Here is a 25,416-nt window from a genome sequence, read left to right as displayed (position 1 = left end):
GACTCTATTTTTGGTGGATGTATTCGCCCGGCGCTGCGACGCCCGGCTTGTGGGTGCGACTGCCGAGCTTGGCAGGTGCGGGGACTTCGGGGCCGGAGCGCTGGTGCATCCAGGCCATCCAGTGCGGCCACCAGCTGCCTTCGTTGCGCTGGGCCTTCGCGACCCAGTCATCGGGCTTGGCATCGCTGGCCAGGTCCGACATGAAGAAGGACTTGGCCGAACCCGGTGGGTTTAGCAGGCTTTGCAGGTGGCCGGCGTTGGCCAGGGTGAACACGCTGCGCTCGCCGTAGATGCGCGCCGTGGGGTAGCAGGCCTTCCAGGGCGTGATGTGGTCGGTGATGCCGGCCACGATGTAGGCGTCGACATCGACCTTGCGCATGTCGATGGGCTCGCCCAGCACCAAGAGCCTGCCGTGGTTCACGAAGGGGCTCTCCTGCATGATGTCCAGGATGTTGGCGTGGAAGGCCGCGGGCAGGCGCGTGGTATCGGCGTTCCAGTAGAGCACGTCGAAGGCTGGCGGATCGGCGCCCATGAGGTAGTTGTTGACCCAGTAGTTCCAGATCAGGTCGTTCGGGCGCAGCCAGGCGAACACCTTCGCCATGTCGGCGCCGTCCACGTAGCCCTTGCGCTTGACGGTCGACTTGATGGCCTTGACGCTTTCGGGCGTCATGAACAGGCCCATGCTGGTGTCCATCGCGTTCTCGGGATCGAGCGTGCACACCGGGCTGATGACGTTGACCACCTTCTTCTGCCCGGTGGCAGCCAGCCAGCCCACGTACGAGGCGGCCGTCATGCCGCCGGAGCAGGCCCCCCACAGCGACACTTCGGGGCTGCCGGTGATCTCGCGCGCCACGTCCACGGCTTCGTCGAGCGCCTTCACGTAGGTCGACATGTCCCAGTCGCTGTGCTCGGCGTCGGGGTTGCGCCAGCTCACCGCGAAGATCTGAACGCCATGCTCGGTGGCGAACTTCACCAGGCTCTTTTCCGGCGACAGGTCCAGCGCATAGAACTTGTTGACCTGCGGCGGGCAGATCACCAGCGGCCGCTTGAACACCTTGCCGGTCTTGGGCTCGTACTGGATGAGTTCCAGCACCTCGTTCTTGAACACCACCCTGCCGGGCGACAGGCACAGGTTGCGGCCGATCTCGAACTTGCTCTTGTCGACCGACGAAGGCAGGCCGCCGTTGTGTCGCAGGTCGTGCACCAGGTTCTTCACGCCCTTGATGAGGCTCTTGCCGCGCGTCTCGGTGGCGCGCTTGAGCGCCACCGGATTGATCAGCGAATTGCTGGGCGCCACCGTGTCGACGTAGATCGAGGCCACCAGGTGCGCGCGCGCCTTGTCGCGCGCGCTCAGGTCCGAGGCGTCGATGAAGCGCTTGAGCTCGCCGGACATGGCGGCGTGGTTTTGCAGCAGGCTCTTGTGCAGCTTGCTGCTTTGCCAGGCGGGGTCGGCGAAGCGCTTGTCCTTGGGATCGACCTCGACCTTGGACTTGCCGGCCAGCACCTTGGTCACTTCCAGGGCATACGCGCCCCAATGCCAGGCGGCCTTGACCGGCTGCTTGGTGACCGCGCCGACCAGCGTGCGGAAGGCGTCGCCCAGGTCTTGCGCCCGAAAGCCGGTCATCGGATTGATGGCCAGGGTGTTGTTGGCCGCGTCTTCGGCCAGCCGCTTGACCAGCGACGCCGAGCTCTCGGCAGCCGGTGCGGCCGTGGCCGCTGCCGGCTTGGTGGCGGGCCTGGTCTGCGCCGGCTTGGCTTTGCTGGCCGGCACCTTCCTGGGAATGGCGGCGACCTTCTTCGCGACCTTGGCTGGTGCGGCCTTGGCGGGCACAGCCTTCTTCGCCACCGCCTTTGCCGCGCCCTTCGTCGCTGCTGCCTTTTTCACCGGCGCCTTCTTCCTTGCCGCAGCGGCGCGGGTGCTCATGCCACCCCCACCAGAACGGCCAGGGTCTCGGCGATCAGGGCAGGCTTGTCCTCGCCCTCGATCTCCATCGTGTTGTTGAGCTTCACCAGCTTGCGCCCGCCGCCCTGGTCGGTGACCTCGGCCACCGACACGCGGGCCCGCACGCGGGCACCGGCCTTCACCGGCGCAATGAAGCGCACCTTGTTGAGCCCGTAGTTGAAGGACGCCACCGCATCCTTGGGTACCAGGCCGATCTCCATGCCCATGGCCGCCAGCAGCGACAAGGTCAGGAAGCCGTGCGCCACTGGTGCGCCGAAGGGACTCTCCTTGCGGGCGCGCTCCACGTCGACATGGATCCACTGGTGATCGCCGGTGCATTGCGCAAACTGGTTGATGCGCTCCTGGTCGACCACGAGCCAGTTCGACACGCCCAGCTCCTTGCCGACGAAAGCATCCAGCGTGGACATGGAAAAGTCCGTCTTGTTGTTCATTGGTGCCTCTCCTTTGCCTCTCGTGCGTGCTTGCACGGCAGGCCAGCGTACGCATCCTGATGCGCACGGCACCTCAGGCAAACCCGTAGCCCGGGCCGACACGCCAGGGTGCAGCAGCGTGCTCAGCCGCGCAGCAAGGCCTGGCGCAACATCCGGGCGGCGCGGTCGCGGATCTTGCCCGGCGGCACATATTTCGGCTGCCTGGTACGCAGGCGCGAGGCCTGACAGGCATCGAGAAAGTCATGCAGGATCGGGCGGTCGTCCACGGTGCTGACCGGCGCACCCTCGCGATGAAACTCCGGGTGCCACTGCGTCGCCGCGATGTAGCCGCGCCCTTGGCCCGGCAGGCGCCGGATCGCTTCGGGCACGCGGTCCGGATAGCTCCACGCCTCGATGTCGAAACCGGGCGCCAGATGCTTGATGCCCTGGTGATGGATGCTGTTGACGCGTGCATGCACCACGCCGGGATAGAGCTGCGACAAGCGGGTGCCTTCCACCATCACGATGTCGTGAAAGTTCTGGTCGTAGCTCACCGGATCGCGATGCTGCAGCGCGTGGGGATGCTGGGTCTCGATGTCCTGGTAGAGCGTGCCGCCGAAAGCCACGTTGATCAGCTGCAGCCCGCGGCAGACGCCGAAGATCGGCTTGCCGGCCTGCTCGAAGGCTTCCACCAGGGCCAGGTCGTAGAGGTCGCGGATGCGGTCTCCCTCCCAAGCGGCGCGCAGCGGCATCTCGCCATAGCTGCCGGGCCAGACGTCGGCCCCGCCATGCATGACCACGCCGTCCAGCCACTCCGCGTAGTGCGACAGGCTGGTGTCGCCGCGTGCCGTCTCGCCGGTGGGGCAGGGCACCATCACCACCAGCGCGCCCGCCGACATGAGCCAATGCGCGATGGACTGCTCGACGTACTGGAGCGTCTTGTTGGTGAACAAGGAACGGCTCGGATCGGCATGCTGGAAGCAGGCCGACAGGCCGATCTTGAGGCGGCTGGCAACGGTTTGTGACATCCCTGAATGGCGCGCCCGAGGGACGGCGCCTGAAGTCCTACACGCAATTATTGTGGCGCGTCCGACCGCCGGCTGCTGACGGATTCCCGGGTGACCCTCGCGTTGGACTGGACGCCGAAGCGATGCTGCACACAATAGGATGGCGACGTTCACAGGAGACACATGCCATGAAAACCATCCAGGGCCCGGCCATCTTCCTGGCCCAGTTTGCCGGCGACGAGGCGCCGTTCAATTCGCTCGACGCGATCGGCGCCTGGGCCGCTGGCCTGGGCTACAGGGGGGTGCAGATCCCCAGCTGGGACGCACGCCTGTTCGACCTGAAGAAGGCAGCAGAGAGCAAGACCTACTGCGACGAAGTGAAGGGCACCTTGGCCCAACATGGCCTGTCGATCACCGAGCTCTCGACGCACTTGCAGGGCCAGTTGGTGGCGGTGCATCCGGCCTACGACGCCGGCTTCGACGGCTTCGCGGCGCCCGAGGTGCGCGGCAACCCGGCGGCGCGCCAGCAGTGGGCGGTGCAGCAGCTGCACGATGCGGCGCAGGCCTCGGCCAACCTGGGCTTGACGGCGCATGCCACCTTTTCGGGCGCCCTGGCCTGGCCTTACCTGTACTCCTGGCCGCCGCGGCCGGCCGGGCTGATCGAGGAGGCCTTCGACGAACTGGCCCGCCGCTGGAAGCCCATCCTCGACGCCTTCGACAAGGTGGGCGTGGACGTCTGCTACGAGATCCATCCCGGCGAAGACCTGCACGATGGCGTCAGCTACGAGATGTTCCTCGCGCGCGTGGGCAACCATCCGCGGGCCTGCCTGCTGTACGACCCGAGCCACTTCGTCTTGCAGCAGCTCGACTACCTGGCCTACATCGACCACTACCACGAGCGCATCAAGATCTTTCACGTGAAGGACGCAGAGTTCAACCCGACCGGCAAGCAGGGCGTGTATGGCGGCTTCCAGTCATGGATCAACCGGGCCGGGCGCTTCCGCTCGCTGGGCGACGGGCAGGTGGACTTCGGCGCCATCTTTTCCAAGCTGGCGGCCTACGACTTCCCGGGCTGGGCGGTGCTGGAATGGGAGTGCTGCCTGAAGCACCCGGAAGACGGCGCGCGCGAAGGCGCCCTCTTCATCGCGGACCACATCATCCGCGTGGCCGATCGCGCCTTCGACGATTTCGCCGGCGGCGGCGTCAACAGCGCAGCCAATCGCAAGATCCTCGGCATCGGCTGAGCACGACGGCATGGATGCAGGGCCTGAGCTTCCTCCTCAGATGCCTTGCGGCTTGCGCAGGGTCTGCATGCGGTCGATGGCATGCACGCGCAGCTTGCGTACCTCTTCGCCCTGGCGCAGCGTGAGCTCGACGTCGTCGGTGGGCGCGGGCCGGGCCCAGACCTTCTTGTAGAAGCTTTCCAGCGAATCAACCGGCGCGCCGTCCACCTCGAGCACCTCGTCGCCCACGCTGACGCCGGCCAACTGGGCCGGGCCGCCGCGCTCCACGCGCACGATGCGCACCCGCCCGCCCTCCAGCTGCGAGGACACGCCCAGCCAGGGCCGGCGGCTGGCGCGGGTGCTGCCGGTGGTGCGCATCTCGGCCAGCACTGGCGCGAGCAGGTCCACCGGCACGAACATGTTGCCCGGAATGACGCGGCCGATGTTTGGCGCGTCGGCGACGAACAGGCTGCCGATGCCCAGTAGCTCGCCCTTGCGATTGAACAGCGCCGCGCCGCTGTGGTTGGGCACGGGCGGCACGGTGAAGAGCGCCTGCTCGATGTGATATTCCCAGTAGCCGGAGAAGGCGCGCCGGTCGACCATGCGCACCACGCCGACCTCGGCGCCGCTTTCGCCCGAGATCGACACCATCAGCGCATCGCCCACCTCCAGCGGCGCCACGCTGCCCAGGGGCGCCGGCTCGATGCGCGGGCGCAGCGGCACCAGCGGCTGCACCAGGCCAAAGCCCGTGGCCTGGTCGTAGGCCACCTGGCGCGCCGGCATGCGGCGCTCGTCATGGGTGGTGATCTCGATGGTCTGGGCTTCCAGCAGCAGATAGCCGATGGTCAGGATCAGTCCGTCGCCGTCGATCACGACGCCGCTGCCGCGGCGCTCCTCGCCCAGGGTGCGCGCCGTCGGTGCGCCCTCTGTCGCGCTGACGCGCACGGCCACCACCGCATTCAGGGCGCGCCGCAGAGCCGCCAACTGGGCGTCATTGGCCGCGGGAACGTCGGTGCTGGGGGTGCCAGGGTCATGACGCTGGGGCGCGGCCGCCTCCGCGGGTGACAGTGCAACGCCCAGACCCAGCAGCATCGTCAGCAGCAAGATCGCGCTGCGCCAGGCGCGAGGCAGGGAGGCGAGCACAGATTCGAGGAGGATCGGCATGGGGAAACTCCTTGCCATCGACGCCGGGAACCCCATCGTGCGCCTTCACCGGCGGCCTCGCGGGCGCAGGGGGGATGCTATGTTTTCAATAGCGTCAGAACACGAGCAGATCTGACTCCCGACGCGACTTGCGCAGGCCGAAGGGCTGGCTGCAGCAACTGTCGTGCCACATCGGTTATGATGGAGGGTTCGCTTTCGACAAGGTCCGGCCATTGGCGAAGGGTTTTTCCTTGCAGCATTTCCAAACCCAAGAGCTTTGAGAGCGTCAAGCGCGCCAAGAGCTGCGGCCACCTGTCACTTTCTTGTCCGCCACCCGGCCCAGACTGCCCGGGCAGCCGGCACGAACGGCCAATTTTTGATTGAATCCAAATACGCGCGCACACACAAAAGGCGCGCGCCCCTACGCAAAGGTACTGAATGCCAAAGGAAGAACTGATTGAGATGAGTGGCTCGGTGACGGAAGTCCTGCCGGACTCCCGCTACCGCGTGACGCTCGACAACGGTCACCAGTTGATCGCCTACAGCGGCGGCAAGATGCGCAAGCACCACATCCGCATTCTGGCCGGCGACAAGGTGTCGCTCGAGTTGTCGCCCTACGACCTGACCAAGGGACGGATCACCTTCCGTCACCTGGAGCGCCGTCCCGGCACCGGCCCGGGGCCGACGCCCGGCGGCCAGCGCCGCTAAGCAGCGGACCGCTTCGGCTCGATGAGCGTGAGCGCTACCACCGCCGCGCCAGCCGACGGTTTCGATACCTTGGCGCTGGCCCCGCAGATGCTCGCCAACCTGGCGAGCCTGGGCTATGCGCGCATGACGCCGATCCAGGCGGCCAGCCTGCCCCCGGCCTTGCTCGGCAAGGACCTGATCGCACAGGCCAAGACCGGCAGCGGCAAGACCGCCGCCTTTGCCCTGGCCCTGTTGGCCAACCTCAACATCCGCCGCTTCGCCGTGCAGTCGCTGGTGCTGTGCCCCACGCGTGAGCTGGCGGACCAGGTCACGACAGAAATTCGGCGCCTGGCCCGCGCCGAAGAAAACATCAAGGTCGTCACCCTGTGCGGTGGCGTCGCGCTGCGCGGCCAGACGGCCAGCCTGCAGCACGGCGCTCACATCGTGGTCGGTACGCCCGGCCGCATCCTCGATCACCTGGAGCGCGGCAACCTGGCGTTGTCGGCGCTCAATACCCTGGTGCTCGACGAAGCCGACCGCATGCTGGACATGGGCTTCGCCGAAGACATCGCGCAGGTGGCGCGCCAGTGCCCGGCAGAGCGCCAGACCCTGCTGTTCTCGGCCACCTATCCCGAAGGCATTGCCAGCCTGGCGCGGCAGTTCCTCAAGGAGCCGCTGCAAATCACCGTGCAGGCCCAGCATGAGGAAGGCAAGATCCGCCAGCGCTGGTACGAGGTGAAGGAAAGCGAGCGGCTGCATGCCGTGTCGCTGCTGCTCGACCACTTCCGCCCCGAGAGCACGCTGGCCTTTTGCAACACCAAGCAGCAGTGCCGCAACCTGGTTCAGGTGCTGACGGCGCAGGGCTACAGCGCGATGGCGCTGTTCGGCGAACTGGAGCAGGTCGAGCGCGACCAGGTGCTGGTGCAGTTTGCCAACCGCAGCTGCTCGGTGCTGGTGGCCACCGACGTGGCGGCACGCGGCCTGGACATCGCGCAGCTGGCGGCGGTGATCAACGTCGACGTCAGCCCCGACCCCGAGGTGCACATCCACCGCATCGGCCGCACCGGCCGCGGTGAGGCGCAAGGCCTGGCGCTCAGCCTGGCGGCCATGGACGAGATGGGCAGCGTCGGCAAGATCGAGCAGCTGCAGGGCCGCGAATCCGAATGGCATCCGCTGGCCGAGCTCACGCCCGCCGGCGGCGAGCCGCTGCAGCCGCCCATGGCCACGTTGCAGATCGCCGGCGGCCGCAAGGAAAAGATTCGCGCCGGCGACGTGTTGGGCGCGCTCACCGGAGAGGCCGGTTTTGCCAAGGAGCAGATCGGCAAGATCAACATCAACGAGTTCTCGACCTACGTCGCCGTGGACCGCCGCATCGCGCAGGAAGCGCTGCGCCGGCTCTCGGCCGGCCGGGTCAAGGGCAGGAGCGTGAAGGTGCGCCTGCTCGAAGGGACGTGAGCGCCACCAGCGCTTCCTCCCTGCGCATCACACCCGCCTGGGTGATGCTGGCGGCGCTGTGCAGCGCCTTTGCCCTGAGCCAGTCCTTCCGCACCATGGCGGCCATCCTGGCGCCGCCGCTGCAAACCGAATTCGGCTTGTCGGCCCAGCAGCTGGGCCTGTTTGCCGGCGCCTTCCACTTCGCCTTCGGCGCGCTGCAATTTTTCATGGGCATGGGCATCGACGTGTACGGGCTGCGCCGCACCGTGCTCTTTGCCTTTCCCTGCGCCATCGCGGGCGCGCTGCTTTCCGCCTTTTCCTACGACTTCGGCGTGCTGCTGGCCGGTCAGGTGCTGATCGGCATCGGCTGCGCGCCGGCCTTCCTGGTGTGCACGGTGTTCATCGCGCGGCATTTCCCGGCGGAGCGCTTTGCGCCGGTGTCGGGGCTGGTGCTGGGCCTGGGCTCGGTCGGCATGCTGCTGACCGGCACGCCGCTGGCCTGGCTGGTACAGGCCAGTTCCTGGCGCGCCGGCTTCATCGCGCTGGCGCTGTGCTCGGTGGCGGCCTGGCTGCTGATGGCGTGGAAGGTGCGCGAGCCGGGGCGGCCCGGCATGGCCGCTGCACATCAGCCCTTGTCGATGTGGCAGGCGCTGCTGAGCTACGGCGCGCTGTTCCGGCTGCCGCACACGCTGGGCATCCTGCTCTTGGCCTCGGTGACTTACGCCTCCTTCATCTCGCTGCGCGGGCTGTGGCTGGGGCCGCTGCTGGTGGAGCGGCATGGCTTCTCGCTGGTGCAAAGCGGCAACATCGCGCTCCTGGTCTCGGTGGTCGGGATGTTCGGGCCGCCGCTGGCAGGCCGGCTCGACCCCGGCCCGGCCACCCGGCGCCGGCGCATTACAGCCTGCACCGTGGCGGTGGCGGTCGGCTTCTTCCTGATGGCCTTCGCGCCCAGTGCCACGATGGACGTGGCGGTGATGCTGATCACCGGGTTGCTGTCCGGCTACATCGTGCTGCAGTACGCCGACACCCGCGGCGCCTACCCGCCGGAGATGACGGGCCGCGCCATGGCCCTGTTCACCATGGCGATGTTCCTGGGCGTGGCCTTCATGCAGTGGTTCACCGGCGCGGTGGCCTCGCTGGCCTCGGCCCAAGGGGTCGACCCCTTCATGGCCGTGCTGGCGACCATCGGCATCCTGCTGGCCCTGGGTGCGGCCGGCTTTGCCTGGCTGCCCAAGCCGCCAGTTCAGAACGCGATCGGAAAAGGCTTGCTCCAATAGCGCGAGCCCTTCTCGCCAAAGCGCCAGGCCTTGTCCACCGCCTTCGAGATGCCGATGCGCGGCCCGACGGCCAGCACCACCGGGTGCTCGCTAGCGCTCGCCAGCAGGCGAAACGGCGAGGCATCCAGCCGCTTGCCGTTCAAGCTGTGGTCGATGCCCAGTGCCTGCCCCAGCTTGCCGGGGCCGGAACACAGAAGGCGCAGGTCCTCCACGCCACGCCGCTCGCGCATGCGCGCAATGCCCTCGGTCGGCTCGATGGCCCGGATCAGCACGCCGGCGCCGTGACCTTCCTCGCGGCACACGAAATTGAGGCACCAGTGGATGCCGTAGGAGCGGTACACATAAGCGTGCCCCGGCGGGCCGAACATGACGGCGTTGCGCACCGTCGGCCCCGGAAAGGCGTGCGATGCCGGGTCGTCGCGGTCATAGGCCTCGGTCTCGACGATGCGCCCGCCGACGCCGTCGACCAGCAGGGTGAGGCCAATCAAGCGCTGCGCGACGTCTTGCGCGTCGGCGCTGAAGTCGATGTCGGCCAGCGTGTTCATCGACGCTAGCCTAGTGCCGGAAAGTCCGGCAAGGGCCGGTGCGCGATTTCCTCGGCTTGCGCAAAGGGCACGCCCAAGGCGCGCAGAACGCAGGCGGCCATGTCAGCGCCATGCGTGGCTGGGGCCAGACCCAGGGCGACGCTGCGCATGGCCTGCATGCCGGCGCCATTGATGAAATCCATCGCCACTTCTTCGCTGGCGATGCGAAAGGCCTTCTGCTTCACGCCCAGGCGCAGATCGGCCAGCACGTACTGGCGGATGTGCACCAGCAACTCGGGCGCAGCGGCTGCCACATCCAGCATCAGCAGCGCCCATTGCGGCGCCACCTCGGCCAACCATACATAGCGGCGTCCGCCGATGGCCATGCGCTCGGCGCCTTCCTTCACGCCGGCCTGGCTTTCGGCAATGCGCGCGCTCAGGGTGGCCGCCAGGCGCAGCGCCACTTCGCTCGTCACCTCCTCCTTGGTCCTGAAGTGGTTGTAGACGGTGCCGGTGGTCATGCCGGCGACGTCGGCGATCTCCTGCACGGTAGCGGCCGCCACGCCGCGCGCGGCATACACCTTGATGGCCGCGTCCACCAGTTGGGCCCGAGTGCGCTCGCGCTTGGGCAGGCCCGGCGCGAGGGTGCTCAAACCCGCCGAAAGCGGTATGGGCAAAGGTTGCATTGACGGAGTGAGTACATTGGAATTAACATTCATTTTTGAATGAATCGTTCAATTTTGAATCATCTCATCAATTCTAATGAGTTCGGCCATGCCCCTTCAGACAACGCCTGATCTTCGACTCGGTTACCTGGTCTTCGAGGCCCGCCGCCCGGCCCGCTGGGCCGCCTTCTGCCGTGACACGCTTGGCTTGCCAGCGCCGCTCATCAACCCGGACGGCAGCCGGGGCTGGCAGTTGGACGAACAGGCCCAGCGCCTGATCGTGCAAGAAGGCCCCGCGGACGACTTGTCCGCCCTTGGCCTGATGTGCGCCAGCGACGCAGTGCTCGACGCACTGGCCGCGCGCCTCGCCGAAAGCGGCCATCCGGTCAGCGAAGGCGACGCCTCGCTGTGCAATTCGCGCCGCGTACGCCGGCTGGTGCACACCCGCGACCCCGCCGGCAACGGCGTCGAGTTGTTCGTCGATCCCGACGAAGCGGTGCAGCCCTTCGAATCGGCCGCTTTTCCCGACGGCTTTCGTACCGGCGAACTGGGTCTCGGCCACGCGGTGCTGGTCTCGAACGACCTGCCGGCGATGGAAGCTTTCTACACAGGTCTGCTCGGCTTCGGCGTCACCGAGCGCCTGGCAACCCGGGTGGGGCCGATCAACGTGCGTGGCGTCTTCATGCACTGCAACGCGCGCCACCATTCGATCGCCCTGTTCGACCTGCCGCTGCCCAAGCGCCTGCATCACTTCATGCTGCAGGCCAAGCGGCTGGCCGACATCGGCATCGCCTTCGAGCGGGCGCAACGCCACAAGGTACCGCTCAGCCTGGGCCTGGGGCAGCACCCGGACCCGGACGGCACCTTTTCGTTCTATGGCGCGACACCCTCGGGCTTCGACTTCGAGATCGGCGCCGGCACCCAGGAAATCGACCCGCGCGGCTGGCAGGTGCAATCCACGCAGGTCACCAGCGCCTGGGGCCACAAGCCGCGGCTGCGCCTGCAGCTCAACATGGCGCGGCACCTGGTCGCACGCAGGTTCTTTGCGCGCAAGGCCACTGCAACGGCCCCGGAGCAGCGCGCATGAGGCCCGCCCAGCTTTGGTTCAAGCGCATCGCCATCGCACTGGCCGTGCTGGTGGCGCTGGCCGCCGCGGCCATCTTTGCCGGCGACCAGATGGCCAAGCGCAAGATGCAGCGCCGCGTCGACGTCCAGGTGCAGCCCGTGGCCTACGGCGAGGACGCGGCGGCCGTGGAACGGGGGCGCTATCTGTACACCTCGCGCGGTTGTGTCGAATGCCACGGCGCGCAAGGCAACGGCCGCATGTTCCTGGACGACGGCAAGGGCATGCGCGTCGCCGGCCCAAACATCAGCCCCGGTCCGGGCAGCGTGGTGAAGGGCTACACGCCCGTCGACTGGGTGCGCACCATCCGCCACGGCGTCGATCCGCAAGGCCGCCCGCTGATGATCATGCCCAGCGAGGACTACAACCGCCTGACTGACGAAGACTTCGCCGCCCTGGTCGCCTACATCCGGCAACTGGCGCCGGCCAGCGGCAGCGGCCCAGTGCTCGACCTGCCGCTGCCGGTGCGCGCCATGTACGGCTTCGGCCTGATCCAGGATGCCGCCGGCCGGATCGACCATGCGCTTGCGCCTGAAAAGCCGGTGCCCGCCGGAGTGAGCGTGCAACATGGCGCCTACGTGGCCAACATGTGCCTGGGCTGCCACGGCGACAAGCTGGCTGGCGGCAAAATTGCGGGCGGCCCGCCCGACTGGCCGGCCGCGGCCAACCTGACGCCCGGCCAAGGCACGGCCATGACGCGCTACCCGGACGCCGACGCCTTCGCCAAGATGTTCAAGAGCGGCAAGCGCCCGGACGGCCAGGCGATCCAGGTGATGCCCTTCGGCTCGCTGAGCGAGATGAACGACACCGACGTGCGCGCGCTCTATCTCTACCTCAAGAGCCTGGCGCCGCTGCCGCAGGGCTAGTCCCGCAAGGGCGCGCCTGCTGCGAGACAATCGCGCCCTTATGCAAATCCTCAAAGACACTGTCGTCACCCTGCAGTACAAGGTGACCGACGCCAGCGGCAAGCTGATGGAGCAGAGCAAGGATCCGATGGTCTATCTGCACGGCGGCTACGACAACACGCTGCCCAAGATCGAGGCCGCGCTGGAAGGCCAGAGCACCGGCTTCCAGACCACCGTGGCGCTGGCACCTGAAGACGCCTTCGGCGTGCGCGACGAAAGCCTGGTGCGCACCATCCCCAAGTCGGAATTCCCGCCGGGCGTGAAAGTGGGCGGCCAGCTGCAAGGCACGCTGGACAGCGGCCAGCCGCACGTCTTCCACGTGATGAAGATCAAGGGCGACAAGGTGATGCTGGACGGCAACCACCCCTGGGCCGGCGTCCCGCTGCGCTTCACCATCAAGGTGACGGGCGTGCGCGCCGCCAGCACGGAAGAGATCGCGCATCGCCACGTGCATGGCGAGCACGGGCATCACCACTGACCAGGACCTGAGCAGGCTGCGGGCCACCGCACGTCGTTCCACCGCTGGGCCGGTGTGTTGCACGGCGGGCCCCTTTTGCTCGCCGCGAGGCGCCCCCATCTGCTTGGCATCGACGATCCACCCGCCTTGCAAGGAGCAGCGCCGTGCCCGCAGACCCCATCCTGAAGATCCAGCCCCTGGGCTTCCCCTGGCCCACCATCGACCCTTTCCTCTTCTGCGTACATCACGATGACGCCTATCCGCGCGGCAATGCGCAGATGGGGCCGGATGCCGCGCTGCTGGCCGGGCGTGACATCGGCCAGGACTTCAGCCGCCAGCAAGGCTGGAGCATGTACCACGGCAGCACGGTGCCGGGCTTTCCGGGGCATCCACACCGCGGCTTCGAGACGGTGACCATCACGCGCCAGGGCCTGATCGACCATTCGGATTCGCTCGGCGCGGCGGCGCGCTTCGGCGGCGGGGACGTGCAGTGGCTCACGGCCGGCGCCGGCATCGTGCATTCGGAGATGTTCCCGCTCGTCGACCAGGACGCGCCCAATCCGCTGGAGCTGTTCCAGATCTGGCTCAACCTGCCGGCCGCCAACAAGATGGCGGCGCCGCACTTCACCATGCTCTGGGCCGAAGACATCCCGCGCCTGCGCGCTCTGGACTCCGACGGGCGCGAGACCGAGGTCGCCTGCATTGCCGGCCAGCTGGCGCTGGATGCTGCCGCCGGCCCCGGTGGCGGTGAGCTGCAGCCGCTGGCGCCGCCGCCTGCCTCATGGGCGGCACGGCCCGACTCGGATCTTGCCATCTGGACGCTGCGCATGGCGCCCGGCGCGCACTGGACGCTGCCTGCCGCCGGCGGTTCCGGCACGCGCCGCATGCTGTATTTCTTCAAGGGCGGCCGGGTGCAGGTCGCCGGACGCCGCATCGACGCGCACGCGGCCATCGAGCTGGCGGCCGACGCCATCGTGGCGCTGGTCAATGGGGATGATGAGCCGGCCGAGTTCCTGCTGCTGCAGGGGCGCCCGATCGGCGAGCCGGTGGCGCAGTACGGCCCCTTCGTCATGAACACGCAGGCCGAGATTGCCCAGGCGATGGCGGACTACCGGCGCACCCAGTTCGGCGGCTGGCCCTGGCCCGACGACGCACCGGTGCATGGACGCGACGCGGCGCGCTTTGCCCGCCATCCGGACGGGCGCGAAGAACGGCCTCTTCCATCGCAATAGTCATTCGCGCTTCATCCAACGCGCCTATGCTTCGTATCAAGACAGTCGGCTGGCGCTGGTAGGGGTTGCCTCCCGGCAGCCGCCTCCAAGAGGCGGTACCCCGATGCCGCCGGCTGTCCTCTCTTTCGCTTTCGCGCTGGCTTGCTAGCCAGCACGGTTGGACACGCCCAGCGGCCGTCGCTTGCCGACAATCGCGCCATGACTGCGCGACCCCATCCCGATTCGGCAACGCAGCGCCCGGTGCGCTACCTCGAGCTGCTGGCGCGGGCCGCAGCGCACGTGGACGCCAACCTCGACGCGCCGCTGGACGCCCAGATGCTGGCCCAACGGGCCGCCATGTCGCGCCACCACTTCCACCGGATCTTCCACGCCTACTTCGGCCTGACGGTGAGCGGCTACCTGAGCTGGCGACGGTTGCGGCGCGCCTGCGAGTTGCTCGGCTTGCAGCAGCGCGAGCCGGTGCTGGAGGTGGCGCAGGCCGTGGGCTTTAGCTCTGCCCAGGCGCTGGCCAAGGCCATGCGGCGCGAGCTGGACACCACGCCCACGGCGGTGCGAGCCGGCTTCAGCCCCGACTGGGATGCGTTCTTCAAGCGCCGGGGAATTCCCGACGACGCCCCAGGGCCTGACGACAGCCCGCCCCCGCTGCAACCCCAATGGAGCGAGGCGCCCGCCTTTGCCGCCTTGTGCGCCGCCGGCCGCGGCATGCGCGGCGGCACCATGGGCCAGGCAGCCGCCCAGGCCTTTGGCGAACTCTGGCCTGCCCTGCATGCCGCCGGCCTGGCGGCCCAGGTGAGTCACAGCATGGCCTGCATGCCCGAAGAGCCGCAGGGGCCGGAAGACCCCGACTGCCGCATCTTTGCCGGCGTGCTGTTCGGCCTGTCGCTGCCCGAATGGCGCGGCACGCCTTCCCAACCCGCCATCGCCCTGCACGGCAGCCTGAAATGGCTGCACTGGCCGGCCGGGCGCTACGCGGTGTTCACCCACATCGGTCCCTACACGGGCCTGCACACGATGTGGAAGGCGATCTACCGCCATTGGCTGCCGGCCACCGGCTACCGCTTGCGCGACGTGCCCGGTTTCGACCTCTATCTGAACGACCCGCGCGACACACCGCCCGAGTTGCTGCGCACCGATCTCTACCTGCCCCTGGAGTAGCTCCCGCCATGACAGCCTCTGACTTCACCCACCCCGATTCATTGATCGCCGCCGGCGCCGGCCCTTGCGCCCAGGCAGTGGCCGCCGGCCACATCAGCGCGCTCGAACTCTGCGATGCCGCCATCGCCCGCATCGAGGCGCTGGACGGACCCATCAACGCCGTGGTCGTGCGCGATTTCGAGCGCGCCCACGCACAGGCCCGCGCCGCCGACGCCACCCGCGCTCGCGGCGAGCGGCCGCCATTGCTGGGCGTGCCGATGACGGTGAAGGAATCCTTCAACGTCGCCGGCCTGCCAACCAGCTGGGGCCTGCCGCCTTTCAAGAACTTCATGCCGGCGCAGGATGCGGTGGCGGTGGCGCGCCTCAAGGCCGCGGGCGCCGTGATCCTGGGCAAGAGCAACGTGGCGGCCGGTCTGGCCGATTGGCAAAGCAGCAACCCGGTGTATGGCCGAACCGCGAATCCGCTCGACCTGGCGCGCTCGGCCGGCGGCTCCTCCGGCGGCGGCGCCGCGGCGCTGGCGGCCGGCATGGTGGCGCTGGAGATGGGCTCGGACATGTACGGCTCGATCCGCGTGCCGGCCCACTTCTGCGGCGTGTACGGCCACAAGCCCAGCATCGGCGTGCTGCCGACGCGCGGACACGACTTTCCGGCCACGCAGATGGAGCCCGGCGACTTCCCGGCCGTCGTCGGGCCGCTGGCGCGCAGCGCTGACGATCTCGACCTGGTGCTGGCCGCCATCGGCGGCCCGGACCTGCCGCAGTCCAGGGCCTGGCATCTGGTCATGCCGGCACCGCGCCATGCGCGCTTGCGCGACTTCCGGGTACTGGTGCTGGCCGAACATCCCGCTGCGGCCGCCAGCGCGTCGATGCGCGCGGCGATGGAGGGCATGGCCGAGCGGCTGGCGCGCGAGGGCGCCACGGTAGCCCGCAGCAGCGAACTGCTGCCCGACCTGAAGGACATCGGTGCGGGCTACGTCACCCTGGTCACGACCATGCTGGGCGCCTTCCAGCCCGGCGGCAGCACCCGCCTCAGTGCCCACGACTGGATCCGCCTGATGGGCAAGCGCGAGGCATTCCGCGTGCAGTGGCGCGCCTTTTTCGAGCGCTTCGATGCGCTGCTGTGCCCGCCCTTCGGCTGCGCCGCCTTCGCGCATGAAGACAACCCCGACTGGGAAGCCCGCAGGCTGATGATCGACGAGCAGCCCACGCCCTACGGCGCGCAAGGCGCGTGGGCCACCATGGCGTCGCTTGCCGGCTTGCCGGCCACGGTTGCGCCGATCGCGAAGGAGGCCGACGGCCTCCCGCTGGGGGTGCAGATCATCGGCCCCTTCCTGGAAGACCGGACCACCATCGCGCTGGCGCGCCTGTTGGCGACGGACTGAGCGCGGCCGCTTGCCTTAGAGTCACGGACTCCCAACCAGAGAGTCCCTTCCATGATCCACGTCGTCGCCGTCATCACCGCCAAGCCCGGCCTGCGCGCCCAGGTCCTCGAGGCCTACCGCGCCAACCGGCCCGCCGTGCTGGCGGAAAAAGGCTGCATCGAATACACCGCCACCATCGATGCGCAGGGCATGCCGCCGTCCAAGGGAACGTTCGGCGACGACACCTTCGTGGTGGTGGAAAAATGGGAAACGCTGGCCGACCTGCAGGCCCATGCGGTGGCGCCGCACATGGTGGCCTATGGCACCAAGACGCGAGACCTGACCGCGAGCCGCGTGATCCACGTGCTCGAGCCGGCCTGAACGCAAGGCCTTCCATCCGCATGAGTGGCTTTCGCCTGCCGCGCTGCCAACGCGCCGGCGTGGAGGCCGTGGAAGCGGACACGGCCCTCGCCTTCGGCCGCCACACCCATGAGCAGTTCGGCATCGGCCTGATCGAACGCGGCGCGCAGAAGTCGACCAGCGGCCGCGGCATGGTCGAGGCAGGCGCCGGCGACATCATCACCGTCAATCCCGGCGAGGTGCATGACGGCGCGCCCATCGGCGACGGCGGGCGCGCTTGGCGCATGCTCTACCTGGACCCGGCGATCGTCGGCGAATGCGCGGCGGACATCGGCGCAGAAGGGCGAGCGGCTTCTTCAGCCGGCGAGTTCATTCATCCCGCCGTCGTCGACGGGCGGCTGGCGCGCCTCTTTCGCGAACTGTTCCGGGCCATGACCGGCGGCGATGCGGACGCCGGCGCCCTGCAGGCGGACCAAGCCCTGCTGCTGTTGCTGGACGCCTTGCTGCAGCCCGGGCGTGCGCCGGCGCGCCAGGTTCCGGGCGGGATCGCATCGGCGCGCGCCTGGATCGATGACGATCCGGCCGCGCCGCTGACACTCGACGCGCTGGCAAAGGAAGCGGGGCTCAGCCGCTATCAGTTCCTGCGCGGCTTTGCCCGCGAGACCGGGCTGACGCCGCATGCCTACCTCATGCAGCGGCGCATTCATCGCGCGCGGCGACTGATTGCCGGCGGCGCGCGCCTGGCCGACGCGGCGGCTGCCAGCGGCTTTTGCGATCAGAGCCACATGACGCGGCTGTTCGTGCGCAGCTTCGGCATGGCGCCGGGCAGCTATGCCCGGGCGCTTGCCTGAGCGCGTCTGCCGCTGCAATTTCGTTCAAGACGGTGGGATGCGCGCGGCGCGAGGATGCCGCCATGAACATCGAATTTCTCATCACTTCGCTGATCGTCGTCGCGTCTCCCGGAACCGGCGCGCTCGTCACCGTGGCGGCCGGCGTGTCGCGCGGCGCACGTGCCTCGATCGTCGCGGCCCTGGGCTGCACGCTTGGCATCCTGCCGCACATGCTCGCAGCGATCACCGGCCTGGCAGCGCTCATGCATGCCAGCGCCATCGCCTTCGAGGCGGTGAAATATGCCGGCGTGGCCTATCTCATCTACATGGCATGGGCGACACTGCAGGCGCATGGCCCGTTGAAGATCGAAGCCGAGGCGGGTGCTGCCGTTCGCTCCGACCGGGAAGTGATCTGGAACGCCATCCTGGTGAATCTGCTCAACCCCAAGCTCTCGATCTTCTTTCTGGCCTTCCTGCCGCAATTCGTCGGCCGTGACGAAGTTCACCCCACGCTGCTGATGCTGCAACTGTCCTTCGTCTTCATGGCGATGACCTTCATCGTGTTCGCCATCTACGGGGTGTTTGCGGCCAGCGTTCGCGAGCACATCCTTTCGCGCGCCGGTGTTCTGCGCTGGATGCGCCGGGGTTTCGCAGCGGCCTTCGTCGGGCTCGGCGTCAAGCTGGCTCTGGTGCAACGCTGACCAAGCCGGTCTCATTTGCGGTCCAATAGGCCAATGGACGAAACGCAAGACCGCGTCGCACACCGCCTGCGCGAGCTGGAAATCAAGGCGAGCTACACCGAAGACCTGCTCGATCAACTGAACCTGCTGGTCTACCAGCAACAGCAACAGATCGACAGCCTGCTGCGCCAGATCCGCCAGTTGCGCGAGCAGAGTCCGGACGCAGGTGCCGGCACGCCGCGCAACCTGCGCGACGAACTGCCGCCGCACTACTGAGCCCGAGGACGGCTCTCGCGCCGCGCCCATAAAAAAACGCGCCCGCGGGCGCGTTTTCCTCTTCTCGATGGCGTGTGCCGATTACTTGGCGACCACGCGCACCATTTCCAGGCACTTGTTCGAGTAGCCCCACTCGTTGTCATACCAGCTCACCAGCTTGACGAAGGTGCTGTCCAGCGCGATGCCGGCTTCGGCGTCGAAGATCGAGGTGCGCGGGTCGCCGCGGAAGTCGGTGGCCACCACCTTGTCTTCCGTGTAGCCCAGCACGCCCTTCAAGGCGCCTTCGCTTTGCGCCTTGAACTCGGCACAGATGTCCTTGTAGCTGGCTTCCTTCACCAGCTCCACCGTCAGGTCGACCACCGACACGTCGGAGGTCGGCACGCGGAAGCTCATGCCGGTGAGCTTCTTGTTCAGCTCGGGGATCACCACGCCCACCGCCTTGGCCGCGCCGGTGCTGGAAGGAATGATGTTTTCCAGGATGCCGCGGCCGCCGCGCCAGTCCTTGTTGCTCGGGCCGTCGACGGTCTTTTGCGTGGCGGTGGCCGCGTGCACGGTGGTCATCAAGCCCCTTTTGATGCCCCACTTGTCGTTCAGCACCTTGGCCAGCGGGGCCAGGCAGTTGGTGGTGCAGCTGGCGTTGCTGATGATGGCCTCGCCCTTGTAGGTCTTGTCGTTCACGCCATAGACGAACATCGGGGTGTCGTCCTTGGACGGGGCCGACAGGATCACCTTCTTGGCGCCGGCATCGATATGCTTTTGCGCCGTTTCCTTGGTCAGGAACAGGCCCGTGGATTCGATCACCACGTCGGCGCCGACCTCGCCCCACTTCAGCTCGGCCGGGTCCTTCACCGCGGTCAGGCGGATCGACTTGCCGTTGACGATCAGGTTGTTGCCCTCGACGCTCACTTCGCCCTTGAAGCGGCCGTGCACCGAGTCGTACTGGAGCATGTAGGCCAGGTAGTCAGGCTCGAGCAGGTCGTTGATGGCGACCACTTCGATGTCGCTCTTGAAGTTCTGCACCGCGGCGCGGAACACCATGCGTCCGATGCGGCCGAAGCCGTTGATACCGATCTTGATAGCCATCTGTTTGCTCCTTGGAAAAGTTGAGAAATCGAGGAATGAGGTTCAGCGCTTGAGGGCCGCCTCGACGGTTGCCGCGACGTTTTCAGCCGTGAAACCGAAATGCTTGAAGAGCACGCCCGCGGGGGCCGATTCACCATACGAGTCGATGCCGACCACGGCCGAAACACCATACTTCCACCAGCCGTCGGTGGCGCCCATCTCGACCGCGATGCGCTTGATGCCCTTGGGCAGCACGCTCTTCTTGTAGGCCACGTCCTGGCGGTCGAAGGTAGTGGTGGAGGGCATGGAGACCACGCGCACCGCGATCTTCCTGGCCGCGAGCAGCTCCTGCGCCTTCAGCGCCAGCTGCACTTCGGAGCCGGTGGCGATGATGACGGCTGCCGTCTTTTTGGACTTGAGGCCGACGCGCTCGGGCTCGGACAGCACGTAGGCGCCTTTGCTGATGTCGGAGAGGTCGCCCTTGGGTGCATAGGGCAGGTTCTGGCGCGACAGCAGCAGGGCCGTCGGCTTGTCGGCGTTTTGCAGCGCAACGGCCCAGGCCACCGCCGTCTCGGCGGTGTCGCCGGGACGCCAGACGTCCAGGTTCGGAATCAGGCGCAGCGAAGCCGCGTGCTCGATCGACTGGTGCGTTGGGCCATCTTCGCCCAGGCCGATGGAGTCGTGCGTGAACACGTGCACCACACGCTGCTTCATCAGCGCCGCCATGCGGATCGCGTTGCGGCTGTAGTCGCTGAAGGTCAGGAAGGTGCCGCCGTAGGGGATGTAGCCGCCATGCAGGGCCACGCCGTTCATGATGGCGGCCATGCCGAACTCGCGCACGCCGTAGTTGATGTGGCGGCCCAGGAGGCCGTCCGGGTTCTGCTCGTTGCCTTCGCCGCGCAGCACCTCGCCCAGGCTGCCGAAGCGCAAGGCCGGCGTGCTCTTGGTGTTGGTGAGGTTGGAGCCGGTGAGGTCGGCGCTGCCGCCCAACAGTTCGGGCAGCGCGGCGGTGAAGGCTTCCAGCGCCAGCTGCGAGGCCTTGCGGCTGGCCACGGTCTCGCCCTTGGTGTGGGCGGCGACCACCGTGTCGAAGGCGGTCTGGTGGAAGTTCTTCGGCAGCTCGCCCTTCATGCGGCGCGTGAACTCGGCCGCCAGGTCGGGGTAGGCCTTGGCGTAGTCGGTGAACTTGCCGTTCCAGGCGGCTTCGAATCGCGCGCCGGCTTTTTTCGCGTCCCACTCTTCGTACACCGCGGTCGGCAGTTCGAAGGGTGCGTGCGACCAGTTGAGCGCGCTGCGGGTCAGGCCGATCTCGTCGGCGCCCAGCGGCTCGCCATGCGCCTTGGCGGTGTTGGCGCGGTTCGGGCTGCCCTTGCCGATCTGCGTCTTGCAGATGACGAGGGTGGGCTTGTCGTTCTGCTTCTTGGCTTCTTCGATCGCCTTGCTCACTTCGGGCGCGTCGTGGCCGTCGACCGGACCGATCACGTTCCAGCCATAGGCCTTGAAACGCTCGGCCGTGTTGTCGATGAACCAGGGCTTGACCGGGCCGTCGATGGAAATGCCGTTGTCATCGTAAAGCGCGATCAGCTTGCCGAGCTTCCAGGCGCCGGCCAGGGCGCAGGCTTCGTGGCTGATGCCTTCCATCAGGCAGCCGTCGCCCAGGAACACATAGGTGTGGTGGTCGACGATGCTGTGGCCGTCGCGGTTGAACTCGGCAGCCAGCAGCTTCTCGGCCAGCGCGAAGCCCACGGCATTGGTGACGCCCTGGCCCAGCGGGCCGGTGGTGGTCTCCACGCCGGGGGTGATGCCGGTCTCGGGATGGCCGGCGGTCTTGCTGTGCAGCTGGCGGAAGTGCTTCAGCTCTTCGATGGGAAGCTGGTAGCCGGTGAGATGCAGCACCGAATAAATGAGCATCGAGGCGTGCCCGTTGGACAGCACGAAGCGGTCGCGGTCGAACCACTGCGGGTTCGTCGGGTTGTGGCGCAGATGCTCGCCCCACAGTGCAACGGCCATGTCGGCCATGCCCATCGGTGCGCCAGGATGGCCCGAGTTGGCGAGTTGAACGGCGTCCATCGCCAGCGCGCGGATCGCGTTGGCCATCAAGGCTTGGTTGGCCATTTTTGTGGCTTTCTGGGGGGGAGAGGTTGGGGGGAACCCGTAATTTTAACGGGCCCGGCTGGCTGCTAGAGTTCACGGTCATATGCATGGCCTGCACCTCACCGCCGATCTGCACGACTGTCGTTGCGCCATGCAATGGCTGATCGACGCCAAGGCCCTCGGCGCCGTCTGCCGCAAGGCGGCCGCCACGGCCGGCCTGAACCCGGTGGGCGAGCTGTTCCAGAGTTTCCCCGCCACAGCGCAGGGGCCGGGCGGCGTCACGGCCACCGTGCTGCTGGCCGAATCGCATCTGTGCGTTCACACCTGGCCCGAGTTGCGCGCCGCCACGCTCGACGTCTATGTGTGCAACGTGGGCGCCAATCATTCGCCGGCCGCGCATGCGTTGATGGACTGCCTGATCTCCCTGTTCGAGCCGCAACGCAGCGAGCTCAATGCCTTGCAGCGCGGTGCACTCACGCCTGACGACAAACCCACGGCCTTCGCGCCGCACGCGCCCTGATGCGCCCGCCCGCCCAGGCCATGGTGCTGGCCGCCGGTCGCGGCGAACGCATGCGGCCGTTGACCGACCTCACCCCCAAGCCCCTGCTCCCCGTGCGCGGCAAGCCGCTGATGCAATGGACGCTGGAGGCGCTGGGGCGCGGTGGCTTTCGCGAACTGCTGATCAATACCGCCTGGCTGGGCGAGCAGATTCCAGCCCATTTCGGCGAGCGCCTCGTGCTTTCCGAGGACGCAGCGCTCACGCTTTCGTACTCGCAAGAAGGCAAGGACTTCGGCGGCGCACTGGAAACCGCGGGCGGCATCGTGCGCGCGCTGCCGCAACTGGCAAGCGTGTTCTGGGTGGCGGCGGGCGATGTGTTCGCCCCCGAATTCGCCTTCACGAAAGAGGCCGTGGCGCGCTTCGCGGCCAGCGGGCGGCTGGCCCACTTGTGGCTGGTGCCCAACCCCGCGCACAACCTGCGCGGCGATTTCGGCATCGATGCCGATGGCCTGGCCCTCGCCACGGCGCCCGAGGGCACGCCCAGCTACACCTACTCGACCATCGGCCTGTATCGGCATGCGTTCTTCGCGCCGCCGCGCTGCGAGATCGCGCCGGGCAACGCCGGCGGCATCAAGGCCGCGCTGGCCCCGATGCTGCGCACCGCCATGGCCAATGGCCTGGTGAGCGCCGAGCTCTTCGAGGGCGAGTGGGCCGACGTGGGCACCCCACAAAGACTCGCGGCGTTGAACGGGCACGAGGCCCGCGCAACGCCGCGGTAGCTATCCATTGAATGCATGGGCGCAGCGCAAGCTGCCCCATGTCTCAGCGCCCGTCAGGGCACATTCACACTGCTCAGGAAGAAGGGCTTGCCCGGCAGGTACTCAGGCGCCTTGCTGCCATCCGAATACACCAGCGTGGGAGGCAGGGTCAGGTGGCCGCCGTACTCGAAGGCGTCGCTGTTGCTGGAACCCATGCCGCAGCCATTGGGCGGCTGGCATGCGGAGCCGCCACCTTGGTTGGTGTAGAAGACGACGTTGCTGTAGCGGTAGTTGCGCACCGTGCTCGCGCTGTAGTCGGCAACGCTCACCACCAGGCCGTGCGTGCCATGGTTCTCGTTGTCCTCGATGGCGATCGGGTCGACCATGCGCGAGTCCATCAGCGTCTTGGTGATGCTTCCGGAATTGCGGTCCGCGCTCAGCTGGATCCAGTCGATGCGCTTCTCGGCACGCGAGAGCACCAGCAGCTGATCGCTGTGTTCCTTCGTGTCATTCAGGATGCCGCGCGAGAACGACAGGCTGGTCGGGTTCGGACCCACCGCCACCGTGCCGACCTGCGTGATGTCGGCCGGGGTGCTGGCGCCCGAGGGCTGCGCATAGTTGCCCAGGTTGAACAGGCGCAGACGGCCTTCTTGCGTGGCGATCCAGGCACGTGCGTTCGGGCCCCAGGTGGAAGCCTTGACCGCCGTCGGCGCGCTCGGCAGATCCAGCGTCGTGATGACGGTCGGCACCTGCGCCGGCGTGTTGGCGAAGGTGTAGGGCCACTGATTGTCGGCCGCGCCGATGGTGCGGGTCGCATCGAAGTTGCTCTGCGAGCCGAAGTACATCGAGCGGTAGTACTCGAGCAGCGGCTTCAGGTCGACGAAGGTCGCGCGCTTCTCCGACTTCGACACCACGACAGCGACGCCAGCCTTGGCATAGGCGTTCACGTTCGTGCCCGAAATGAAGGTCTGGCGATTGGCCTCGTTCTCGAGCGGCATCTTGTAGGCGCTCGATTCGCCGCCCCAGTCGTTGCGGATGCGGCCGTCCCAGGGATTCCAGCCGGTGGTGGCCGTGATCTCGGTCGGGGCGCGCACGCCTTCGGGCAGATCGATATAACCTAGAACCTTCATGTAAGCCATGTTTCCAAGGTTTGCAAGACCCGGGTGGACGGCGCCCCAGTCACCCCAACCGGTGTCGCCGCAGTCGGGCTGGCTGACCGAGCAGCCGGCGCCCAGCGCTGCCAACGCCACGACGGCGATCTGGCCGCGCGTTCTGGCCGTATCCCAGACCGTCACGAGCGCAAATTCGTTGCCGTTGGTGATGGTGATCGCGGTCGGCACCTTGCCCGGCGCCAGCTTGGTCATCGCCCGGTTCTGGGCGGTGTTGCTGCCGTAGGCGGTGGAAAGCGTCCCGTCTTGATAGGCGACGACCTGCTCCAGGCACCAGCCGGGCCGGCCGTAGCAACGCGCGGCTGCAACCGGCTTGCTCAGCTTGGCTTCCATGGCATGGAAGTCGTCCACGCCGCCGCCCAGGTGGTTGCGCAGGACCCACGGCAGCTCCGGCTTCTGGGCGAAGGTGTTGTGCTGCTGCGAAATGGTCCCGATGTCCGCCACGCCGGTGCGGGCCGACGAGTCGGCCACGTACAGGACGTTGCCCATATTGGAGAAGTAGTCGCCGGCGTCGGTCGTTGCCGGGCCGCCCACCTGCCATTGGCCCATGTTGGTGATCTCGCCGGCAGGGCGCTGCGTCAGGGTGTACGTGGTGCTCGAGCGCTCGTGCCAGGTCGGCGTGCCGGCCCGGGGCGTGGTGGAAGCCGCGCCATAACGGTAGGCGATGCCCGCATCCGTGCTCATCTGCTGGGCCATGGCCGCATAGGCGTTGGGATCGACCTTGCCGGATGCATCGACCACGTCGCCGCTCACGGCCGTGCCGGCCGCGGCCGTCGGAACGCTGGGCGAAGTCGGCGTCGGCGTGGCGCCGGGATCCGTCGACGGTGCGGGGGCGGTTGTACTATCTCTTCGACGCTTTTCCTCGTCGTTCAGGCTGGATGAGTTGCTGGAGTCCGCCACGGTGTCCGAAGGCTGGCCGCTGGCTCCGCCGCCACCACCACAGGCGCCGAGCGCCAAAAGCATCGCAAGTAATGCTGATTTCTTAATTACTTTCAAAACCGAATCCTTAGGTTGACATAACCAGTTTGTACTATTGGCTCTTTGCCCAGGCAAACGTTCTTGCAAACCTTTTCACAGTCGGTGGACCTACAACAGGCACTTGTTACAGACGTATGGCATCGT

The 25,416-nt window shown here is 67.5% G+C and carries 25 protein-coding genes; 16 read left to right on the top strand and 9 right to left on the bottom strand.

What is annotated here, in order from left to right:
- Window positions 1-4: 4 nt before the first annotated feature.
- The 3 genes from ACIPRI_RS07100 to ACIPRI_RS07090 all read right to left on the bottom strand — a co-directional run bounded on the left by ACIPRI_RS07100 (window position 5) and on the right by ACIPRI_RS07090 (window position 3,401).
- Complete coding sequence (locus tag ACIPRI_RS07100; protein ID WP_446620713.1) at window positions 5-1,924, bottom strand: alpha/beta fold hydrolase; 1,920 nt, start codon at window positions 1,922-1,924, stop codon at window positions 5-7.
- Complete coding sequence (locus tag ACIPRI_RS07095; protein ID WP_446620712.1) at window positions 1,921-2,394, bottom strand: MaoC family dehydratase; 474 nt, start codon at window positions 2,392-2,394, stop codon at window positions 1,921-1,923. Before ACIPRI_RS07095 ends, ACIPRI_RS07100 begins: the two co-directional genes overlap by 4 nt.
- A gap of 122 nt (window positions 2,395-2,516) precedes the next feature.
- Entirely contained in the window at window positions 2,517-3,401 is an 885-nt protein-coding gene (locus tag ACIPRI_RS07090) for a gamma-glutamyl-gamma-aminobutyrate hydrolase family protein (RefSeq protein ID WP_446620711.1), read from the bottom strand.
- Window positions 3,402-3,568: 167 nt separating this feature from the next.
- Here ACIPRI_RS07090 and ACIPRI_RS07085 point away from each other — a divergent pair, with 167 nt between their 5' ends.
- Entirely contained in the window at window positions 3,569-4,624 is a 1,056-nt protein-coding gene (locus ACIPRI_RS07085; RefSeq protein WP_446620710.1) for a sugar phosphate isomerase/epimerase family protein, read from the top strand.
- A gap of 36 nt (window positions 4,625-4,660) precedes the next feature.
- On the opposite strand, the gene ACIPRI_RS07080 is transcribed toward ACIPRI_RS07085, so the two are convergent.
- Complete coding sequence (locus tag ACIPRI_RS07080) at window positions 4,661-5,767, bottom strand: S1C family serine protease (RefSeq protein ID WP_446620709.1); 1,107 nt, start codon at window positions 5,765-5,767, stop codon at window positions 4,661-4,663.
- A gap of 417 nt (window positions 5,768-6,184) precedes the next feature.
- Here ACIPRI_RS07080 and infA point away from each other — a divergent pair, with 417 nt between their 5' ends.
- From infA to ACIPRI_RS07065, 3 genes are read left to right on the top strand one after another with little or no spacing between them, the layout of a single operon-like run.
- Window positions 6,185-6,454 carry a translation initiation factor IF-1 gene (gene infA / locus ACIPRI_RS07075; RefSeq protein ID WP_446620708.1) on the top strand — a complete coding sequence of 90 codons (270 nt, stop codon included), beginning with the start codon at window positions 6,185-6,187 and terminating at the stop codon, window positions 6,452-6,454.
- A 21-nt stretch (window positions 6,455-6,475) separates the two neighbouring features.
- Complete coding sequence (gene dbpA / locus ACIPRI_RS07070) at window positions 6,476-7,888, top strand: ATP-dependent RNA helicase DbpA (RefSeq protein WP_446620707.1); 1,413 nt, start codon at window positions 6,476-6,478, stop codon at window positions 7,886-7,888.
- Between the two features lie 44 nt (window positions 7,889-7,932).
- Window positions 7,933-9,144 (top strand): MFS transporter, encoded by a 1,212-nt coding sequence (locus ACIPRI_RS07065; protein ID WP_446621068.1) that lies wholly within the window; start codon window positions 7,933-7,935, stop codon window positions 9,142-9,144.
- On the opposite strand, the gene ACIPRI_RS07060 is transcribed toward ACIPRI_RS07065, so the two are convergent.
- Both ACIPRI_RS07060 and ACIPRI_RS07055 read right to left on the bottom strand, forming a co-directional pair.
- The gene (locus ACIPRI_RS07060) at window positions 9,111-9,689 is read right to left on the bottom strand and encodes a DNA-3-methyladenine glycosylase (RefSeq protein WP_446620706.1); all 579 of its coding nucleotides are present in this window, start codon (window positions 9,687-9,689) and stop codon (window positions 9,111-9,113) included. The genes ACIPRI_RS07065 and ACIPRI_RS07060 overlap by 34 nt on opposite strands.
- A 5-nt stretch (window positions 9,690-9,694) precedes the next feature.
- The gene (locus ACIPRI_RS07055; RefSeq protein ID WP_446620705.1) at window positions 9,695-10,321 is read right to left on the bottom strand and encodes a TetR/AcrR family transcriptional regulator; all 627 of its coding nucleotides are present in this window, start codon (window positions 10,319-10,321) and stop codon (window positions 9,695-9,697) included.
- A gap of 121 nt (window positions 10,322-10,442) precedes the next feature.
- On the opposite strand from ACIPRI_RS07055, the gene ACIPRI_RS07050 reads away from it, so the two are divergent.
- From ACIPRI_RS07050 to ACIPRI_RS07005, 10 genes are all read left to right on the top strand, one after another.
- The gene (locus ACIPRI_RS07050; RefSeq protein WP_446620704.1) at window positions 10,443-11,420 is read left to right on the top strand and encodes a VOC family protein; all 978 of its coding nucleotides are present in this window, start codon (window positions 10,443-10,445) and stop codon (window positions 11,418-11,420) included.
- Entirely contained in the window at window positions 11,417-12,322 is a 906-nt protein-coding gene (locus tag ACIPRI_RS07045) for a c-type cytochrome (RefSeq protein WP_446620703.1), read from the top strand. Before ACIPRI_RS07050 ends, ACIPRI_RS07045 begins: the two co-directional genes overlap by 4 nt.
- Window positions 12,323-12,362: 40 nt before the next feature.
- Entirely contained in the window at window positions 12,363-12,839 is a 477-nt protein-coding gene (locus ACIPRI_RS07040; protein ID WP_446620702.1) for an FKBP-type peptidyl-prolyl cis-trans isomerase, read from the top strand.
- 143 nt (window positions 12,840-12,982) lie between these two features.
- Window positions 12,983-14,050 carry a pirin family protein gene (locus ACIPRI_RS07035; RefSeq protein WP_446620701.1) on the top strand — a complete coding sequence of 356 codons (1,068 nt, stop codon included), beginning with the start codon at window positions 12,983-12,985 and terminating at the stop codon, window positions 14,048-14,050.
- 198 nt (window positions 14,051-14,248) lie between these two features.
- Complete coding sequence (locus ACIPRI_RS07030) at window positions 14,249-15,205, top strand: AraC family transcriptional regulator (RefSeq protein WP_446620700.1); 957 nt, start codon at window positions 14,249-14,251, stop codon at window positions 15,203-15,205.
- Window positions 15,206-15,213: 8 nt separating this feature from the next.
- A complete protein-coding gene (locus ACIPRI_RS07025) occupies window positions 15,214-16,587 on the top strand; it encodes an amidase family protein (RefSeq protein WP_446620699.1) in 1,374 nt (457 codons plus the stop codon).
- A gap of 51 nt (window positions 16,588-16,638) precedes the next feature.
- The gene (locus ACIPRI_RS07020; RefSeq protein ID WP_446620698.1) at window positions 16,639-16,947 is read left to right on the top strand and encodes a putative quinol monooxygenase; all 309 of its coding nucleotides are present in this window, start codon (window positions 16,639-16,641) and stop codon (window positions 16,945-16,947) included.
- A 20-nt stretch (window positions 16,948-16,967) separates the two neighbouring features.
- Window positions 16,968-17,777, top strand: a complete 810-nt coding sequence (locus tag ACIPRI_RS07015; protein ID WP_446620697.1) for an AraC family ligand binding domain-containing protein — start codon at window positions 16,968-16,970, stop codon at window positions 17,775-17,777.
- Between the two features lie 62 nt (window positions 17,778-17,839).
- Complete coding sequence (locus ACIPRI_RS07010; RefSeq protein ID WP_446620696.1) at window positions 17,840-18,457, top strand: LysE family translocator; 618 nt, start codon at window positions 17,840-17,842, stop codon at window positions 18,455-18,457.
- 33 nt (window positions 18,458-18,490) lie between these two features.
- Entirely contained in the window at window positions 18,491-18,712 is a 222-nt protein-coding gene (locus ACIPRI_RS07005; RefSeq protein WP_446620695.1) for a SlyX family protein, read from the top strand.
- An 81-nt stretch (window positions 18,713-18,793) separates the two neighbouring features.
- Here ACIPRI_RS07005 and gap read toward each other — a convergent pair whose 3' ends face one another.
- Window positions 18,794-19,795, bottom strand: coding sequence for a type I glyceraldehyde-3-phosphate dehydrogenase (gap, locus tag ACIPRI_RS07000; protein WP_446620694.1), 1,002 nt, complete (start codon window positions 19,793-19,795; stop codon window positions 18,794-18,796).
- A gap of 42 nt (window positions 19,796-19,837) precedes the next feature.
- On the bottom strand, window positions 19,838-21,889 hold the full coding sequence (gene tkt, locus ACIPRI_RS06995; protein ID WP_446620693.1) for a transketolase: 2,052 nt from the start codon (window positions 21,887-21,889) through the stop codon (window positions 19,838-19,840).
- 82 nt (window positions 21,890-21,971) lie between these two features.
- Here tkt and ACIPRI_RS06990 point away from each other — a divergent pair, with 82 nt between their 5' ends.
- Window positions 21,972-22,388, top strand: a complete 417-nt coding sequence (locus tag ACIPRI_RS06990; RefSeq protein ID WP_446620692.1) for an S-adenosylmethionine decarboxylase family protein — start codon at window positions 21,972-21,974, stop codon at window positions 22,386-22,388.
- Between the two features lie 20 nt (window positions 22,389-22,408).
- Window positions 22,409-23,146, top strand: coding sequence for a nucleotidyltransferase family protein (locus ACIPRI_RS06985; protein ID WP_446621067.1), 738 nt, complete (start codon window positions 22,409-22,411; stop codon window positions 23,144-23,146).
- Window positions 23,147-23,199: 53 nt separating this feature from the next.
- On the opposite strand, the gene ACIPRI_RS06980 is transcribed toward ACIPRI_RS06985, so the two are convergent.
- Window positions 23,200-25,257, bottom strand: coding sequence for a hypothetical protein (locus tag ACIPRI_RS06980; RefSeq protein WP_446620691.1), 2,058 nt, complete (start codon window positions 25,255-25,257; stop codon window positions 23,200-23,202).
- Window positions 25,258-25,416: the final 159 nt, after the last annotated feature.

It is taken from the genome of Variovorax sp. LARHSF232, from assembly GCF_052871435.1.
This window is presented reverse-complemented; position numbering and strand designations above follow the sequence as displayed.

Excerpts from the sequence above, each read along its gene's own strand:
- ACIPRI_RS07050 (WP_446620704.1), top strand. The coding sequence starts at position 10,443 with ATGCCCCTTCAGACAACGCCTGATCTTCGACTCGGTTACCTGGTCTTC.
- ACIPRI_RS07065 (WP_446621068.1), top strand. The coding sequence starts at position 7,933 with ATGCTGGCGGCGCTGTGCAGCGCCTTTGCCCTGAGCCAGTCCTTCCGC.
- ACIPRI_RS07045 (WP_446620703.1), top strand. The coding sequence starts at position 11,417 with ATGAGGCCCGCCCAGCTTTGGTTCAAGCGCATCGCCATCGCACTGGCC.
- ACIPRI_RS07040 (WP_446620702.1), top strand. The coding sequence starts at position 12,363 with ATGCAAATCCTCAAAGACACTGTCGTCACCCTGCAGTACAAGGTGACC.
- ACIPRI_RS07085 (WP_446620710.1), top strand. The coding sequence starts at position 3,569 with ATGAAAACCATCCAGGGCCCGGCCATCTTCCTGGCCCAGTTTGCCGGC.
- ACIPRI_RS07080 (WP_446620709.1), bottom strand. The coding sequence starts at position 5,767 with ATGCCGATCCTCCTCGAATCTGTGCTCGCCTCCCTGCCTCGCGCCTGG.
- ACIPRI_RS07030 (WP_446620700.1), top strand. The coding sequence starts at position 14,249 with ATGACTGCGCGACCCCATCCCGATTCGGCAACGCAGCGCCCGGTGCGC.
- ACIPRI_RS07015 (WP_446620697.1), top strand. The coding sequence starts at position 16,968 with ATGAGTGGCTTTCGCCTGCCGCGCTGCCAACGCGCCGGCGTGGAGGCC.
- ACIPRI_RS07060 (WP_446620706.1), bottom strand. The coding sequence starts at position 9,689 with ATGAACACGCTGGCCGACATCGACTTCAGCGCCGACGCGCAAGACGTC.
- gap (WP_446620694.1), bottom strand. The coding sequence starts at position 19,795 with ATGGCTATCAAGATCGGTATCAACGGCTTCGGCCGCATCGGACGCATG.
- ACIPRI_RS06985 (WP_446621067.1), top strand. The coding sequence starts at position 22,409 with ATGGTGCTGGCCGCCGGTCGCGGCGAACGCATGCGGCCGTTGACCGAC.
- ACIPRI_RS07020 (WP_446620698.1), top strand. The coding sequence starts at position 16,639 with ATGATCCACGTCGTCGCCGTCATCACCGCCAAGCCCGGCCTGCGCGCC.
- ACIPRI_RS07010 (WP_446620696.1), top strand. The coding sequence starts at position 17,840 with ATGAACATCGAATTTCTCATCACTTCGCTGATCGTCGTCGCGTCTCCC.
- ACIPRI_RS06990 (WP_446620692.1), top strand. The coding sequence starts at position 21,972 with ATGCATGGCCTGCACCTCACCGCCGATCTGCACGACTGTCGTTGCGCC.
- ACIPRI_RS07090 (WP_446620711.1), bottom strand. The coding sequence starts at position 3,401 with ATGTCACAAACCGTTGCCAGCCGCCTCAAGATCGGCCTGTCGGCCTGC.
- ACIPRI_RS07005 (WP_446620695.1), top strand. The coding sequence starts at position 18,491 with ATGGACGAAACGCAAGACCGCGTCGCACACCGCCTGCGCGAGCTGGAA.
- ACIPRI_RS06980 (WP_446620691.1), bottom strand. The coding sequence starts at position 25,257 with ATGCTTTTGGCGCTCGGCGCCTGTGGTGGTGGCGGCGGAGCCAGCGGC.
- ACIPRI_RS07095 (WP_446620712.1), bottom strand. The coding sequence starts at position 2,394 with ATGAACAACAAGACGGACTTTTCCATGTCCACGCTGGATGCTTTCGTC.
- tkt (WP_446620693.1), bottom strand. The coding sequence starts at position 21,889 with ATGGCCAACCAAGCCTTGATGGCCAACGCGATCCGCGCGCTGGCGATG.
- dbpA (WP_446620707.1), top strand. The coding sequence starts at position 6,476 with ATGAGCGTGAGCGCTACCACCGCCGCGCCAGCCGACGGTTTCGATACC.
- ACIPRI_RS07025 (WP_446620699.1), top strand. The coding sequence starts at position 15,214 with ATGACAGCCTCTGACTTCACCCACCCCGATTCATTGATCGCCGCCGGC.
- ACIPRI_RS07100 (WP_446620713.1), bottom strand. The coding sequence starts at position 1,924 with ATGAGCACCCGCGCCGCTGCGGCAAGGAAGAAGGCGCCGGTGAAAAAG.
- infA (WP_446620708.1), top strand. The coding sequence starts at position 6,185 with ATGCCAAAGGAAGAACTGATTGAGATGAGTGGCTCGGTGACGGAAGTC.